This window comes from Streptomyces xiaopingdaonensis (assembly GCF_000262345.1).
Lineage (GTDB): Bacteria > Actinomycetota > Actinomycetes > Streptomycetales > Streptomycetaceae > Streptomyces > Streptomyces xiaopingdaonensis.
This window is the reverse complement of the sequence record NZ_AJTQ01000246.1, coordinates 1-15,269: the sequence shown is the minus strand read 5'-3', so window position 1 is coordinate 15,269 and position 15,269 is coordinate 1. Positions and strand designations below refer to the sequence as shown.

13 protein-coding genes are annotated in these 15,269 nt (G+C 71.2%); 6 read left to right on the top strand and 7 right to left on the bottom strand.

Going from position 1 to position 15,269, the window contains the following annotated elements; all coding sequences use genetic code 11:
• Positions 1–49: 49 nt before the first annotated feature.
• A complete protein-coding gene (locus UWG_RS0119370; RefSeq protein ID WP_016908859.1) occupies positions 50–679 on the bottom strand; it encodes a hypothetical protein in 630 nt (209 codons plus the stop codon).
• A 348-nt stretch (positions 680–1,027) separates the two neighbouring features.
• On the opposite strand from UWG_RS0119370, the gene UWG_RS0119365 reads away from it, so the two are divergent.
• From UWG_RS0119365 to UWG_RS0119350, 4 genes are all read left to right on the top strand, one after another.
• Positions 1,028–1,882, top strand: coding sequence for a bifunctional methylenetetrahydrofolate dehydrogenase/methenyltetrahydrofolate cyclohydrolase (locus UWG_RS0119365; protein WP_016908858.1), 855 nt, complete (start codon positions 1,028–1,030; stop codon positions 1,880–1,882).
• Positions 1,883–1,912: 30 nt separating this feature from the next.
• On the top strand, positions 1,913–2,434 hold the full coding sequence (locus tag UWG_RS0119360; protein ID WP_016908857.1) for a DUF3017 domain-containing protein: 522 nt from the start codon (positions 1,913–1,915) through the stop codon (positions 2,432–2,434).
• Positions 2,435–2,854: 420 nt separating this feature from the next.
• Positions 2,855–4,120 (top strand): helix-turn-helix domain-containing protein, encoded by a 1,266-nt coding sequence (locus tag UWG_RS0119355; RefSeq protein ID WP_016908856.1) that lies wholly within the window; start codon positions 2,855–2,857, stop codon positions 4,118–4,120.
• Positions 4,121–4,493: 373 nt separating this feature from the next.
• Positions 4,494–5,483 carry a malate dehydrogenase gene (locus tag UWG_RS0119350; RefSeq protein ID WP_016908855.1) on the top strand — a complete coding sequence of 330 codons (990 nt, stop codon included), beginning with the start codon at positions 4,494–4,496 and terminating at the stop codon, positions 5,481–5,483.
• A 57-nt stretch (positions 5,484–5,540) separates the two neighbouring features.
• Here the strand turns inward: UWG_RS0119350 and UWG_RS0119345 are convergent, their stop codons facing one another.
• From UWG_RS0119345 to UWG_RS0119320, 6 genes are all read right to left on the bottom strand, one after another.
• Positions 5,541–6,497 (bottom strand): transporter substrate-binding domain-containing protein, encoded by a 957-nt coding sequence (locus tag UWG_RS0119345; RefSeq protein WP_016908854.1) that lies wholly within the window; start codon positions 6,495–6,497, stop codon positions 5,541–5,543.
• Positions 6,498–6,535: 38 nt separating this feature from the next.
• On the bottom strand, positions 6,536–7,237 hold the full coding sequence (locus tag UWG_RS0119340; protein ID WP_016908853.1) for a hypothetical protein: 702 nt from the start codon (positions 7,235–7,237) through the stop codon (positions 6,536–6,538).
• 364 nt (positions 7,238–7,601) lie between these two features.
• Entirely contained in the window at positions 7,602–8,561 is a 960-nt protein-coding gene (locus UWG_RS0119335) for a transporter substrate-binding domain-containing protein (RefSeq protein WP_016908852.1), read from the bottom strand.
• Positions 8,562–8,598: 37 nt separating this feature from the next.
• The gene (locus UWG_RS0119330; protein WP_016908851.1) at positions 8,599–9,237 is read right to left on the bottom strand and encodes a hypothetical protein; all 639 of its coding nucleotides are present in this window, start codon (positions 9,235–9,237) and stop codon (positions 8,599–8,601) included.
• Positions 9,238–9,513: 276 nt separating this feature from the next.
• On the bottom strand, positions 9,514–10,926 hold the full coding sequence (locus UWG_RS0119325; RefSeq protein WP_016908850.1) for a D-glucuronyl C5-epimerase family protein: 1,413 nt from the start codon (positions 10,924–10,926) through the stop codon (positions 9,514–9,516).
• A gap of 163 nt (positions 10,927–11,089) precedes the next feature.
• Positions 11,090–11,884: a hypothetical protein gene (locus UWG_RS0119320; RefSeq protein ID WP_016908849.1), complete on the bottom strand. Its 795-nt coding sequence runs from the start codon at positions 11,882–11,884 to the stop codon at positions 11,090–11,092.
• Positions 11,885–12,300: 416 nt separating this feature from the next.
• Between UWG_RS0119320 and UWG_RS0119315 the strand changes: the two genes are divergently transcribed.
• Positions 12,301–13,803, top strand: coding sequence for an aldehyde dehydrogenase family protein (locus tag UWG_RS0119315; protein WP_016908848.1), 1,503 nt, complete (start codon positions 12,301–12,303; stop codon positions 13,801–13,803).
• 138 nt (positions 13,804–13,941) lie between these two features.
• The coding region (locus tag UWG_RS0119310) for a GMC family oxidoreductase (protein ID WP_016908847.1) at positions 13,942–15,269 on the top strand (1,328 nt) is incomplete at its 3' end.

Sequence of the window (15,269 nt, the reverse complement as noted above, 5' to 3'; positions counted from 1 at the left end):
GCGGCCCGGACGGAACATCCCGTCCGGGCCGCCGCCGCGTCGAACTCCCTCAGATCCCGGGTCGGTTGAACCACTGCGACGCCTGCTGCATCGAGCAGAAGACGATCGTGAGGATCGCCGTTCCCGCCCAGAGGATGTAGAGGAAGGCGCCGCCCGCGTTGCTGTCGTCGCTCGCCGGCACCGAGAAGAGGCCGATCACCGGCAGGATCGCGTTGACGGCGGCCGCGATGATCGCGGTGACGCGCGTGCCGCCGCGGCCCTTGCCCATGAGCGAGGCCGGGACGATCTGGAGCGTCGCCATCCCGCCGAAGAGGACGAAGAAGATGAGCATGACGCCCATCGCCACGTTCGCACCGGTGTCGAGGCCGGGGATGTCGTTGAACGAGTCGCGGGCCACGAGGGCGACGATGAGGAAGATGACCGCTCCCAGCCCCCACATGGAGCCGGCTATGAAGAGCAGCACTCTCGCGGCCACCACCTGGCCCGGCATGCTCTGCGGCATGCCGCCCGGACCGCCGGCGCCCGGAGGGTACTGCGGGTAGCCCTGCTGCGGGTAGCCGTACTGCGGCTGGCCCGGGGCCTGTTGGGGGTAGCCGTAACCGGGGGCGCCCTGCGGCGGTTGGGCGGGCTGGCCGTACGGGTTGCCGGGGCCCTGCGGGGGCGGAGGCGGATAGCTCACGGGTGGGCTCCTGGAAAGGGGACGGATGTCTGCCGGCCCGGGGAGCCTTCGCGCGCACGCGCCTGCGCCGCGTGTGCGCTGCGCACGCGGTGCCGGGTGTGGTGTCCCCCCGAACTCACGGCGCCCCTCTGTCCCACGCGCAGGGGGACGCCGCCGTCCATGGTCGTGGGCATGCCCGCCCGGTGTCCAGCGATCATTCGGGAATGTGGCGGAACCGCAACGGTCCGCGCACCCCCGCCCGCGTCCGGCGCGTGCACCGGCGTACACGCTGCGTCGGCCCGCCCGGCTGGCAGCCGCACCCCCGGTGCGGAGTGGAGACCACCCCTGGCTATCCGCGAGGATGGCCCCATGACCGCCCAGATTCTCGACGGCAAGGCCACGGCCGCCGCCATCAAGTCCGACCTCACCGCACGCGTCTCGGCGCTCAAGGAGAAGGGGATCACCCCCGGTCTCGGCACCGTCCTCGTCGGAGAGGACCCGGGAAGCCAGAAGTACGTCGCGGGCAAGCACCGGGACAGCGCGCAGATCGGCATCGCGTCGATCCGCCGCGAACTCCCCGCGACGGCGGGCCAGGAGGAGATCGAGGCGGTCGTACGGGAGCTCAACGAGGACCCGGAGTGCACCGGCTACCTCGTCCAACTCCCGCTCCCCGGGGGCATCGACACCAACCGCGTCCTGGAGCTGATGGACCCGGACAAGGACGCCGACGGGCTCCACCCGACCAATCTCGGCCGGCTCGTCCTCAACGAGCCGGCGCCGCTCCCCTGCACTCCGCAGGGCGTGATCCGGCTCCTGCGCCAGTACGACGTGGAGATCGCCGGCGCGCACGTCGTCGTCGTGGGGCGCGGCGTGACGATCGGCAGGCCGCTGCCGCTCCTGCTCACCCGCCGCAGCGAGAACGCCACCGTGACCCAGTGCCACACCGGTACCCGTGACCTGCCCGCGCTGCTGAGCCAGGCCGACATCGTCGTCGCGGCCGCGGGCGTGCCGCACCTCGTCAAGCCCGAGGACGTCAAGCCGGGCGCCGCGGTGCTCGACGTCGGCGTCAGCAGGGACGAGCACGGCAAGATCGTCGGGGACGTGCACCCGGGCGTGCGCGAGGTGGCCGGCTGGGTCTCGCCCAACCCCGGCGGCGTCGGCCCCATGACGAGGGCGCAGCTTCTCGTCAACGTGGTGGAGTCGGCCGAGCGGGCGGCCGGCTGAGAGCGGTTCGGAAACGGAAGGGGACCCTGCATGGGGCGAGACGGCGGCGATACGCCCGAGGCGCGGCCCGCAGGCGGTGCGGCGCAGGAGACCGGCGGCGCGTCCGCGACGTCCGAACCGCCCGCGGCCGACGGGGAGTCGACGGGCGGCGAGGGCGCGCGGCGCCGGCCGGTCTCGCGCCGCTTCCCGCGCTTCACCCGGGACACCGCGCGGCCGGAGGGCGGCGGGCGGGTGCTCGGCGCCGAGCACGCGGCGCCGTACCGGCAGTGGCCGCTGCTGGCGGTGTGCGCGGGGGTGCTCGTCGGACTCCTCGTGACGATCGGGGAGTTCAGGACCGGCTGCCTGCTGATCGGCCTCTCGCTGCTGGGGGGCGCTGTGCTGCGCTGGCTGCTCCCGTCGGTGGGGATGCTCGCGGTGCGCTCCCGCTTCACCGACCTGGTGACGTACGGCGTCCTCGGGGTGGTGATCGCGATGCTCGCGATGATGGCGCAGCCCGATCCCTGGATCACCATCCCGTTCCTGGAGGACGTGGTGCACTTCTCGATCAGGTGAACCGGTGCGCGGAGTGGCCGCTGAGCAGGGACGGTCCGAAGGGGAACGGAACCCCGGCGATCGGACGTGGAGATTGGCGGCGGATCGCTGGGGCTCCGTGCGAAGCCGGCGGGCCGGGTGCGCGGTTGAGGGCGCGTTTCCGGCCGCCTCGTCGACGCGGGGCGGACGGTACATCCCCTCGCGCACCTGCGGCGTACGAGTCGACCGGCCGACGGGCGGCGCGCTGAAGCTGGCAAACTAAGGAGCGCATAACGAACTCGGGCGTGCGCGGGATCGCGGATGCGACCCGAACTGCTCCCGTGCGCTCCCGTCGTCGGAACTGCCATCCTGGCTGCCTGCATCCCCCTGGGTAGCCAGTACGCAGCCCGGAGGGGCGCAGTTCGGGGGAGACCGCACTACCGGGGGGACAAGGGGGAGGCAATGCCTCGTTGGAGGGCGCTACCGGACGAACTCGATCCGCAGATCGCCGAGTTCACCGGCCAGCTCAGGAGGCTCATAGACCGCAGCGGAATGAGCGTCGCCACCATCGCGGACCGGACGGGCTACAGCAAGTCGTCCTGGGAGCGGTACCTCAACGGCAGGTTGCTGCCGCCGCGTGGCGCGGCCCAGGCGCTCGCCGAGGTCACGGGAACCGACGTGCGCCACCTCGGCACCATGTGGGAGCTGGCCGAACGAGCCTGGAGCCGCAGCGAGATGCGGCACGACGTCACCATGGAAGCGATACAGGTGGCGCAGGCGCGGGCCGCTCTCGGCGAAGGCGAGGAGGAGGCGGGACACGGCCGCAGGCGCCGCCGCAGGGGCGCGGGTTCGAGCGCACCGCAGGACGCCGCCGAGCCGCCGCAGTCGGCGTCGGCAGCCGGGCCCGTCGCGCCACCGGCCGCCGGGCCGGTCGCGCCACCGGCCGCCGACGGTGCCGACGACCGGACGACGGTGCTCAGGCGCAGCGACGTCCGCACCGAACGGAGGCCCGCCGAGGCCCGACAGCCGGCACGCTCGCACGCCGCGCCGCCCCCGGGTGCACCGCAGCGCATAGACCCGGCTTCCTGGGGCGCGGCGCCGAGGCCGGGCCCGGTCGCCCCTCCGGCCAACAGCGGTACCGTGCCCGCCGGTTCGGCGGCGACCCCGGTCAACAGCGGCCCCGCACCGGCCGGTTCGCCCGCGCCCGCGCCCGGCACGACGCAGCAGCCCGCGCATTCGGGCCGCCGCCGGACGACGATGTTCCTCGCCGGCACGGTGAGCGCCCTCGTGGTCGTCGCGGCTGCCGTCTTCGTCTCCAACCTGTCGGGAGGCAAGGGAGAGGCGGCCCCCGCGCCCTCCGCGTCGCACAAGACCGAGAAGGACGCGCTGCCGTCGGGCGTGAAGTGCTCGGGCGCCGAGTGCACGGGCAAGGACCCGGAGACGATGGGCTGCGGCGGCCAGTACGCCAAGACCGCGGGTACGGCCTGGGTGGGCTCCAGCTACGTCGAGGTCCGGCACAGCACCGTCTGCAAGGCGTCCTGGGCGCGCATCACGAGCGCCACCACAGGCGACACCCTGAAGATCAGCGCCGGCGGCCACACCGAGCAGGACGAGGTGGAGGCGACCAACGACGCCTACACGCCGATGGTCGCGACGACCGCGAACAGCCCGGCCCGCGCCTGCGCGACGCTCGCGGCGGGCGGCCGCGGCTGCACCGGCGCCGAGTGAGGCGGGCGCGGAACCGGCGCGGAGGGGCCGGTTCCGCCGCGCCGGGCGGACGTCACGTCGCGGGCACCGGAAGCGCACAACACGTTCACGGCTGCGCAAGGCATGCCACGGAAAAGTGAGGGAAGAGGTTCTTCAACCCCCCACGGGTGTGTCATCGCACCTGGCAGCCGCCCCCTCCACCGGCCTGGAGCGGGCGGCTGCTGCGGTGTCCGGCACGTCGGATAGCCTGACACCTGGTCTCTTGATGTAGAGAGACTTACCGCACCAGGGCAGGGAGGCTTCCCGCAGCGGCCGCACCGCGGCGGAAGGTCCCCGCGATCCGGGTCCGCCCTGTCCTGGGGTTGCCCCAACGTCAGGTTCTACGGAGATCGCCATGCCCCGCACTCCCGTCAATGTCACCGTCACCGGCGCCGCCGGGCAGATCGGTTACGCCCTGCTGTTCCGCATCGCCTCCGGCCAGTTGCTCGGCGCGGACGTGCCGGTCAAGCTCCGCCTGCTGGAGATCACCCCCGCGCTCAAGGCCGCCGAGGGCACCGCCATGGAGCTCGACGACTGCGCCTTCCCGCTGCTCAAGGGGATCGACATCAGCGACGACCCGAACGTCGCCTTCGACGGCACCAACGTCGGCCTCCTCATCGGCGCGCGCCCGCGCACCAAGGGCATGGAGCGCGGCGACCTGCTGGAGGCGAACGGCGGCATCTTCAAGCCGCAGGGCAAGGCGATCAACGACCACGCGGCGGACGACGTGAAGGTGCTGGTCGTCGGCAACCCGGCCAACACCAACGCGCTCATCGCCCAGGCCGCGGCGCCCGACGTACCCGGCGAGCGGTTCACCGCCATGACGCGCCTCGACCACAACCGCGCGCTCACCCAGCTCGCCAAGAAGACCGGCAGCGACGTCGACCGGATCAAGAAGCTCACGATCTGGGGCAACCACTCGGCGACGCAGTACCCCGACATCTTCCACGCCGAGGTCGACGGCCGGAACGCGGCCGAGGCCGTCTCCGACGAGAAGTGGCTCGCCGACGACTTCATCCCGACGGTCGCGAAGCGCGGCGCCGCGATCATCGAGGCGCGCGGCGCCTCCTCCGCGGCCTCGGCCGCCAACGCCGCCATCGACCACGTCCACACCTGGGTCAACGGCACCCCCGAGGGCGACTGGACCTCGATGGGCATCCCCTCGGACGGCTCCTACGGCGTCCCCGAGGGCCTCATCTCCTCGTTCCCCGTCACCACCAGGGACGGCGCCTACGAGATCGTCCAGGGCCTGGAGATCAACGAGTTCTCGCGCCCCCGGATCGACGCCTCCGTGCAGGAGTTGAGCGAGGAGCGCGAGGCCGTCCGCGGTCTCGGGCTGCTCTGAGCCCGCGCCTTCGGCGGGGCCGGTGCGGCGGATTGCACCGGCCCCGGCGGGCGTTGCTCACTCGTCGATGCGGCACGAGGTCTTCCGGCGCTTGTCGAAGTCGTCCTGATTCGGGCGGTAGGTGAGCTCAGGGCTTGAATCGTGCTTGGCGACATCGGGGAAGGCGCGCTCGAAGAAGCTTTCCCACTGCCCTTCGCCGAAGAGCAGTTCGTCCAGGGCGCCGTTGATCCGCCGGCACTCGCTCCGGTAGTTCTTCGGAAGGCCGATGCCGTACAACTGAGTCGAACTGGGGATCGGGGACTCGGCCACCTTCACGCGCCGGTCGTGCGGCTCCGCCTTGAGCTGGTGCTCGAACCCCCGCAGGATGAGCATGTCGCTGACGACGCCGTCGTACATCTTCGTGTCCTGCATTTTCTGCACGCAGGTCTTGTAGTCCTTCTCGGTCGAGACGAGCTTGGCATCGATCTTCACCGTCAAGTCCGCCTCCTCGTCGCCGGGTTCGACCTCTTCGGGGTCGTTGACCGAGCCCTTGCTGGTGCAGAGGCGCATGCCCTTGAATCCGTCGAACTTTTCGAAAGTTCCGTCGTCGCGTGCCAGCACGCCTTGCGGAGTCTCCAGGTAGGGCGCTGTGAAGATGACGTCGCTCGCCCGATCGGAGTTGATCGAGTACGAGGCGACGACCATCTTGACGACCTCGTTCTGCAAAAGATCCTCCCGCATGTTCGAGGGGATGTCGAAGGACCAGGTGCGCAGCTTCAGCTCTTTTCTCAGGAAGGCGAGGAGATTCTCCTCGAAACCGTGGAAGCGGTAGCCGCCCTTGGGCTTCTCGCTCAGCCCGGGTTGCCCCTTCTTCACCCCCACGCCGACCCGCTTGCCCTCGAAGAGCTCTTTCGGCGCCTTCGGCCGCTCGGGCTTCTCGTCCGTCCCGCTGCTGCCGGTGCACCCGGCCAGCAGTGCCGAAGAGAGGAGGAGGGCACCGAGTCCGGTGCCGTAGCGGGTGCGTCGTCGTGGCATGCAAGCTTCCTTGTCCGTGCGGTTCGTCGGGCTGGCCGTCATACGAAGCGGGCGCCCGCCAGTTGCAGTTCGACCCCGCAAGCGGCGTCTGCCTCGACGAGGCGTACGTCGAGGCTGACCTCGGCGGAAGGCGCGAGGTCGAGGACGATCCTGGTGACGCCGTCCGGATTCAGGTCGACGGTTCTGGTGCGCTGCTTCAAACTCGGGCCGCTGAATTCCAGTGCGCCGACGTCGACGCAGGAGGCGATGTCGGTCCTGGTGTCCGTGGCGTACACCTGCACTTCCAGGTGGTCTTTGGCCGGCCGGCTCCCGACCTTCAAGCGGGCCGGCGCGTTCGGAGCAAGTACGACGGTCCGCGCACCGTCCAGCGTGGTGTCCCTGTAGACGTCGACCTGCTGCGTCGACTCGGCCAGGTGTGCCGTGAACGCGGCGAGCACGGCGGCGGGCAGGGCGATGCCGAGGGTGATCAACTGCTGTCTGCGCGGGAGTTGGTCCTGCCGCCACGCCGCCCCTGCGACGGCGAGGACACCGGCCGACAGGGCACCGGAGACGACGCCGAAGCCCTCGCGCCCCACCATCACGCCGATGATTACGGTGGCGAGGACGAACACGCCGGGCCAGAACCATCTCAGGAGCCCGCTGCCTCCGGGCTCGTCCTCCGAGGTGTCGTCCCCCGCGGGGCCGTTCCGCCGTCCGTCCGCGGACCGCAGGCGCCCTCCGGTCCGCCAGGTGCTGGGCATCCAGGCACCTCCCCGTGTGTACGGCATGCTCCTGCGCGGCCGCACCGCGGTGGCGGCCCGGCAACTCGGCGCCGGTGACGAGGAGTTGCCCCGTGCGCCCGGCCGTGGCCACCGCCGGCGCCCGGCGCCGTCGATTACCCACCGTGGGCACGATAGTACCCGCGGGCGGTATGGGGGAGGAGTGATTCAGCGAGTCCGGGGGGATTCGCCGGCCACTCGGTGAGACGGCAACACCCTGCCGTCACTGCCGTGTTGACCGAAGAGAACGGGCCGAGTGGGCACGGAGGAGGCGACCGCCTTCGATCGAGGTCGGACGGTCGCCACGCTCCGTGAGACGTGCGTCGCCCAGTGCACGGGCCGAGGGCTAGCTCTTCCGCCCCCCGCACGAGTCGGCCTCGCGCTTGGGGAACTCCGACCGGTCCGGCTTGTACTCGAACGCCGCGCCGTTGCGGCCGAGTTGGTCGAAGGCGGTCTTGAACATCGCGTCCCAGCCGGCGCCCGAGTAGAGCAGCTTTCTCAGGGCCTTGTTGATCTTCCGGCAGTCCGCCTCGTGGCCCTTGGGCAGGGCGATGCCGTAGAGCTGCTTGGGGCCGCGGAGTTCGATCCCCTCGACGACCTTGACCTGCTTGTCGGGTGCTGCCGTGCGCCGGGCGTGCTCCTCGAACCCGGCAAGGATGATCTTGTCTGTCACCACCGCGTCGTACTTCTCCTCGTGGAGCTGCCGGACGCAGGTCTTGTAGTCCTGCTCCGTGTCTATGCTCTCCGCGCCCACGCGGTCCCTGATCTCCTTCTTGGCCCGCGGGGAGGTGACGCTCTCCGGGTCGGCGACCGAGCCCTCCGCTGTGCAGATGTTCTTCGACGCCAGGTCCCGCTGGTGCTCGATCGAGGTGTCGTCGTCGCGTACGAGCACGCCCTGCGGTGTCTGGAGGTAGGGCGCCGTGAAGTCGACCTGCTTCTCGCGCTCGGGGTTGATCGAGTACGTCGCCACCACGAGCTTGACGACCTCGTCCTTGAGGAGCGATTCGCGCTCCGCCGAGGAGATGTCGAACGCGCGGGTGCGGAAGTGGAGTCGGGATTCGAGATCGGCGAGGAGGCTCTGCTCGAACCCCTTGAAGCGGTAGCCGTCGTTGGGCTTCTGGCTGAAGCCGGGCTGGCCCTTCTTGACGCCGACGCCGATGATCTTCCCGTCGAAGAGCGTGGGCGCCGAGGACGAGTCGGGACGCGGGCTCTCCTTGCTGTCGTCGTGACTGCTCGTGCACCCCGCGAGGACCGCCGAAGCGAGGACGAGAGCGGCGGCGGTCCCGCCGTACCGTGAGCGGATCATTTTCTTCTCCCCGGTGTTCGGTTGTGGACCAGGGCGTTCACTGGAACTGAGCCCCCCTCACCTCCAGCGAGACCCTGCAAGCACTGTCGATTCCGTCGAGTTGGGCCTCCAGGCGCACGTGCGAGGAGGTGGCGAGGTCGAGCGTGACGATCGTGGGTCCTGGACCCGCCAGCGCTGCGGTCGTCTCCTCCGCGGCGAGGTCGCTCCCGGTGAACCTCAGGGTTCCGACCGCGACGCACGAGGCGGAGCTGGTGTCGACGTCCTGCGCGTCGAGCACGAGGCGGAGTTGGCCGCCGGACGCGTCGGCGTCGACCCGTACCCGTATCGGCTCGTACCGCTCGGCGACGACGCGGTGTTCGCCGTTGAGCGTCGTCTGCGCGAAGACCTGCTCCGGGCTGTGCTGCCGGTAGACGAGGACGGCGAGGCCGACGGCGACCGCCAGCGCGACGGCGCCGAGGAGCGCGAGCACCTGCCGGCGCTCCGGCGCCCGCTGCGCCTGGTAGACGGCGCCGGCCGCGGAGAGCGCGGCTCCGATGAACGCCTCGCTGCTCGTCCCGCCGAGGACGATCAGTCCTGCGGTCGCGACCAGCAGCACCGTGAGGATCACGAACCGCCACCAGCCGCCGTCCTGTTCGCTGTCGGAGGCGGGCGCCGGCGAGGTGGAGGGCGTGGTCATGGCGACCGCCGGTCGGCGTGCGCGCCCAAGGTGCCCGCCATAGTTACCTCCCCGTGCTGATGCCTCGTGCCGGCAGGGGTCGTGCGGTTCCCCTGGGGCGGGAGGCGAGACGGCGGCGTCGCGGGGCCGGAGCCCGAGCAGGACGCCGCAGGGCCCAATTACCCAGCGTGGTACGGATATTACCCGTGCTGGCTCCTGTGCGGATGTGTCACGCGTGGGCTCTTCGCACCGGTCCGCCGGTCGGCGGGAACTCTTTCCTGGCGGAGCAGTCGGCGCTCACTCGCCGACAAAATTCTGCCAGCCGGTGCCGCCCTGGGTCCGGGTGCAGAGGTCGGAGACGGCGACGCTCCGGGCTCCCGGCTCGTTGCTGCGGACGTACATGCCCTCGTAGACGGGCATCTCCTTCCACCGGCACGTCGCGCGCGACCAGCGTTCTGCCCACTTCGCGAAGCGCTCGTCGCCCGTGATGCGGCCGAGTTCGCGCAGGTTGCGGATGTGGATGGCGTGGTAGACGTTGGTCTGCCTGCCGTCGATCTTCTTCACGAAGTTGGTGGGGTAGGCGAGCTTGTCGAGGACGTCGCGGCCCACCTCCACCCGCGGGCGGCCCTTGTCGACCTTGCCGACGGTCACCCACCGCGCCCTCGGCGGCTGCGAGACGAGCGGGTCGTACTCCCCGACCTGCACCTGGACGCGGGCCGGCCCCGAGACGTCGAGGCGGAGCACGTTCGGCTCGGGTAGGGAGGCCCTGGAGAGAACCAGGTTCACCTGACGCGGGCCCACCCGGTGGTTGGTCCACAGCTCCGTGCCCTTGCCCCGTACGAGGCCCTGGCTGCCCTCGCCCGGGACGGACACGCGCGCGTCGCGCAGGTCGGCGCCGACGGTGCGCACGTGGGTGTAACCCGTCAGCCCGTAGCGGGAGTTGGCGACCTCCGGTGCGTCGTAGAGCGGCAGCATCCGGGCCATCGTCCGCGCCGAGGTGCGGACAAGCCGCTTCGCGCGGCGGTCTCCCGACGCCTCCCCGTACTTCCACGCGGAGACGAGCGCGCTCTGCCAGCCGTTGAGCACGTAGCCGTTGGGGCGCTGGGGAAGCTCCGCGATCGAGGTGCCGTGCCGGTCGCGGTAGCGGACGCCGCCCTTGTCGGCCGGCACGGTCAGCGCATGGAAGGCGCGCCGTGCGGCGGTGCGCAGCGACCGGTCGTGCAGGAGTTCCGCGGCGCTCCGGAGCCGGTGGGCGTAGTAGGCCTGGGTGAGCGCGGAGTAGCGGCGCTCGGTGTGGCGGGTCCCGGGCTTCGGCGCGTACCAGGCGACGAGCGCGCCGCGGAACGGCTTCAGGCGCCGGACGGTGGCGTGCGCGACGGTGCGGATCGCGGCCTTCAGTTTCGGCGACGGGTGCTTCCCGTACTGCTCCAGGTAGTCGTGGAGCACGTAGGTGGGGTAGATGGGGTGCTCGTAGACCGTGCCGTCGTGGTTGTTGCGGCCCGGGTAGCCGTCGGCGGTCCAGGCCATGTCGTAGAAGCCCTTCGCCATGGGCGCGAGCTTCTCCGAGAAGGCCGGCATCCCCGCCGCCCGCTCGCGCGAGCGGGGCGGGTCGCCGCCGGGTGACTCGTCGTGCGCGTCCGGCTGCCGGGCGCAGGCGGTGAGGGTGAGCGCGGCTGCCAGCGTCACGGCAAGGGCCCTCGCGTACGTCACGTCTCCCAGCTCCCCAGGCCGACTCCGGGATCGGGCGGCCGCTCGGCGGCCGGGCAGCATCCTTCTCGGAACCGGAGCCGGGCGCGCGCAGACACGCGACGCGGCGCCGTACGTCACGCGCCCGCCGGGCGAGGGCCCGTGGGCGCGGGGCGGTGCGCGGTCTTCACATCTCCGTGGCCGGCGGCGCGTTGAGCTGGTCGCGTACCTCGTCGACGGTGACGGTCTCCCGCTTGCCCGGCGTCTTCTTCGGGACGGGGCGGTCGAACGCGTCGAACCGGAGGTCCTCCTGGTCCGAGGCGTCGGGCGCGCTCCCGCCCGCCTCGCGGAGCAGCCGGACGGGGTAGGGGGTGCCCTCGGCGGAGACGAGCATGGTGACCTTGGCGCCGCCCTGGCTGCGCGCGACGGTGACGGTGTCCTTGCCGTCGTGGTCGGCGCCCCTGCCGCGCTTCCAGCCGGCCGCGTCACGGCCCGACTCGTTGGTGCCCGCGGTGGCGCGGAGCGCGTCGAGGTCGCAGGCGGTGCTGAGGCCGCCGAGCATGGCGTCGCTCGCGCCCCCCTTGATGTAGCGGTCCTTGAACGCCTCGGCCGCCTCGGCGCCCTTCTCCCCGCCGATCTGCTGCTTCCAGAACTCCGCGTCCGGCCTCAGCCACACGGTGCCGCCCCGCTTGACGACGTCCACCGCGCCCTGTGCCGCGAGTTCGACGTGGCCCGCGCAGTTCCCCGTGCCGTCGAGGGCGAGGTCGGCCTTGACCTCGCTGGCGTCGAGGCGCATGTGGAGGGAGTCGACGTCGCCGAGCTCTTTCAGGGCCCGGCCGGCGACCTCGCGTCCGGACAGGCCGTCGAGTTCGCCGCGGCGGTCGGCGCCGGGGGCTGCGGTCGCGGTCGTCGGGAGGAGCAGGCCGCCGGCGACCGCGGCGGTGCAGGTGTACGCGAGGAGCTTTCCGTAGTGCTTCTGCATGGGCGTCCCTGTGGTCTGGAGGCCGCGGATGCCTCGGTTCCGGCAGCGGTGCGGCGCCGTGGCGTGTGTGCGGGTTGGCGCGGATCGCGGTGGAGGTGTGCCGGTTCGCGGTCCGGTGTCTCCCGTGCTGCGCTGACCTGCGGAAACGGTGTGGAGAGAGCTGCCTGGTACGGCGTTCCCGAGGGCGGGATCACGAGTGTGACCTGCACCGTTTCCGCGCTGATGTGCTCTTTGCAGAGGAATGTCCCAACAAACCGTACGTGGGCATACCAGCCCCCGCACGCCGGCCAGTGAGGAAGACCACTTATCGCTGGCTTACAGACATGACATTCAAGGAACCGGGCAGGGCTCGTCCTTGGCCATGCGCCCACGTGTATGGCCAGGAATATTTCGGTAATTGGAAGGCAGTACCCAAGGTGTCCGTAAGAGAGACGATTTCCGTCGGCGGTCAGTGGCGAGCCGCCGCGGCAGGGGGGACGCGGGCGATTCTGGACCCCGCAGACGCCTGGACCCTCGCCGTCGTCGCCGAGGGCGATGCGGAGGACACCGACGCCGCGGTGGCCGCCGCACGCCGGGCGTTCGACGAGGGGCCCTGGCCCCGCACCGCGACCGCCGAACGCGCCGCCGTGCTCCGCCGGATCGCCGACCTCCTCCAGCGCGACAGGGAGGAGATCGCGGAGTGGGAGTCCCGCGACACCGGCAAGACGCTGGAGGAGGGCCGGGTCGACGTCGACGATGTCACCAGCGCCTTCCGCTACTTCGCCGACCTGGTGATGAACGAGTCGGGCGGCCGGGTCGTCGACGCGGGCGACCCGGAGGTGCACAGCATCGTCGTGCACGAGTCGGTCGGCGTCTGCGCGATGATCACGCCGTGGAACTACCCGCTGCTCCAGGCGAGTTGGAAGGTCGCGCCGGCGCTCGCCGCCGGTGACACCTTCGTCATCAAGCCCAGTGAGCTCACCCCGATGAGCACGGTGCACCTGGTGAAGCTCGCCCACGAGGCGGGGGTCCCGGCCGGCGTCGCCAACATCGTCACCGGCGCAGGCGCCACGGTGGGTGCCCGCCTGAGCGAGCACCCCGACGTCGACCTGGTCTCCTTCACGGGCGGGCTCGTCAGCGGCACCAAGGTGGCGCAGGCGGCGGCCGCTTCGGTGAAGAAGGTCGCGCTGGAGCTGGGCGGCAAGAACCCGAACGTCGTCTTCGCCGACGCGTGCGCGACGGAGGAGGGCTTCGACACCGCCGTCGACCAGGCGCTCAACGCGGCCTTCATCCACAGCGGGCAGGTCTGCTCCGCCGGCGCGCGGCTGATCGTCGAAGAACCGGTACGGGAGCGGTTCGTCGCCGAACTCGCGCGTCGCGCAGGGCGGATCCGGCTCGGCCGGGGCACGGAGGACGGCGTCGAGTGCGGGCCGCTCGTCTCGCAGCAGCAGTTGGAGAAGACCGAGGCGTACGTGGCGAGCGCGCGCGCCGAGGGCGCCGTGGTCCGCGCCGGCGGTGCGCGGCCCGAGCCGTCGGAAGTGCGGCCGGAGAGCGGGTACTTCTACTCGCCGACGGTCCTCGACGACTGCCACCGCGGGATGAAGGTCGTTCGCGAGGAAACCTTTGGCCCAATCGTGACGGTCGAAGGCTTCACCACCGAGGACGAAGCTGTAAGCCTGGCCAACGACACCGAGTACGGCCTCGCCGGCGCGGTCTTCTCCGGCGACACCGCGCGGGCGCGCCGCGTCGCGGCGCGGCTGCGGCACGGCACCATCTGGATCAACGACTTCCACCCGTACCTGCCGCAGGCGGAGTGGGGCGGATTCGGCAAGTCCGGAGTCGGCCGCGAGCTCGGCCCGTCCGGTCTCGACGAGTACCGCGAGACCAAGCACGTCTACGAGAACCTGCGCCCGTCCCCCGTGCGCTGGTTCGCCGGCTGAACCCCAAGGCCGGCGGCTCGTCGACGTGACGGGCATCCAGCGGTACTCAGCAGCACCAGCAGTACCCAGCAGTACCCCACGTCTCGCGCACACCCCGAGAGAAAGACCGCGCGAGCATCCCTCAAGGAGCAACACCCCATGTCCACCTATGACTACGTGATCGTCGGTGGCGGTACGGCGGGCTCGGTGATCGCCTCACGGCTCACCGAGGACCCGGACGTCACCGTCGCAGTGATCGAGGGCGGCCCCGACGACCGCGACCGGCCCGAGGTGCTGACCCTGCGCCGCTGGCTCGGTCTGCTCGGCGGCGAACTCGACTACGACTACCCGACCACCGAACAGCCGCGCGGCAACAGCCACATCAGGCACAGCCGCGCCAAGGTGCTCGGCGGCTGCTCCTCCCACAACACGCTGATCGCCTTCAAGCCGCTCCCCTCCGACTGGGACGAGTGGGAGGCGAACGGCGCAGCCGGCTGGAACGCCGCCGCGATGGACCCGTACTTCGGGAAGCTCCGCAACAACGTCGTCCCGGTGGGCGACGCCGACCGGAACGCCATCGCGAAGGACTGGATCGCCGCCTCCAAGGAGGCCCTCGGCGTCCCGGAGATCGACGGCTTCAACAAGGAGCCGTTCACCGAGGGCGTCGGCTTCTTCGACCTCTCCTACCACCCGGAGACCAACAAGCGCTCCAGCGCCTCCGTCGCCTACCTCCACCCGCACATGGACGCCGGCGACCGCCCCAACCTCCATCTCTTCCTGGAGACCTGGGCGTTCAGGCTGGAGCTCGAAGGGAAGCGGGCGACGGGCGTGCACGTCCGGTCGGAGGACGGCACGGAGCAGCTCCTCACCGCCGCGCGCGAGGTGCTCGTCTGCGCCGGCGCCGTCGACACCCCGCGGCTGCTGATGCACTCGGGGATCGGCCCGGCGAAGGACCTGGCGGCGCTGGGGATTCCGGTGGTGCAGGACCTTCCGGGTGTCGGTGAGAACCTCATCGACCACCCCGAGTCGGTGATCGTCTGGGAGACCGAGGGTCCCCTCCCCGGCAACTCGGCGATGGACTCGGACGCCGGGCTCTTCGTCCGCCGGGACCCCGAATCCCCCGGTCCCGACCTGATGTTCCACTTCTACCAGATCCCGTTCACGGACAACCCGGAGCGGCTCGGTTACCAACGCCCCGAGCACGGCGTCTCGATGACACCCAACATCCCCAAGTCCCGTGCGCGCGGCCGGCTGTACCTCACCTCGGCCGATCCCGAGGTGAAGCCCGCTCTCGACTTCAGGTACTTCGCGTACGACGAGAACGGCGACGACTACGACGGCCGCACCCTCGTCGACGGCATCAGGATCGCCCGCAGGGTCGCCGCCTCCGAGCCCTTCGCCAAGTGGCTCAAGCGCGAGGTGGCACCCGGCCCCGAGGTCACCACCGACGAGGAGCTCAGCGAGTACGCGCGGAAGGTCGCGCACAC

Excerpts from the sequence above, each read along its gene's own strand:
- UWG_RS0119365 (WP_016908858.1), top strand. The coding sequence starts at position 1,028 with ATGACCGCCCAGATTCTCGACGGCAAGGCCACGGCCGCCGCCATCAAG.
- UWG_RS0119360 (WP_016908857.1), top strand. The coding sequence starts at position 1,913 with ATGGGGCGAGACGGCGGCGATACGCCCGAGGCGCGGCCCGCAGGCGGT.
- UWG_RS0119355 (WP_016908856.1), top strand. The coding sequence starts at position 2,855 with ATGCCTCGTTGGAGGGCGCTACCGGACGAACTCGATCCGCAGATCGCC.
- UWG_RS0119350 (WP_016908855.1), top strand. The coding sequence starts at position 4,494 with ATGCCCCGCACTCCCGTCAATGTCACCGTCACCGGCGCCGCCGGGCAG.
- UWG_RS0119345 (WP_016908854.1), bottom strand. The coding sequence starts at position 6,497 with ATGCCACGACGACGCACCCGCTACGGCACCGGACTCGGTGCCCTCCTC.
- UWG_RS0119340 (WP_016908853.1), bottom strand. The coding sequence starts at position 7,237 with ATGCCCAGCACCTGGCGGACCGGAGGGCGCCTGCGGTCCGCGGACGGA.
- UWG_RS0119335 (WP_016908852.1), bottom strand. The coding sequence starts at position 8,561 with ATGATCCGCTCACGGTACGGCGGGACCGCCGCCGCTCTCGTCCTCGCT.
- UWG_RS0119330 (WP_016908851.1), bottom strand. The coding sequence starts at position 9,237 with ATGACCACGCCCTCCACCTCGCCGGCGCCCGCCTCCGACAGCGAACAG.
- UWG_RS0119320 (WP_016908849.1), bottom strand. The coding sequence starts at position 11,884 with ATGCAGAAGCACTACGGAAAGCTCCTCGCGTACACCTGCACCGCCGCG.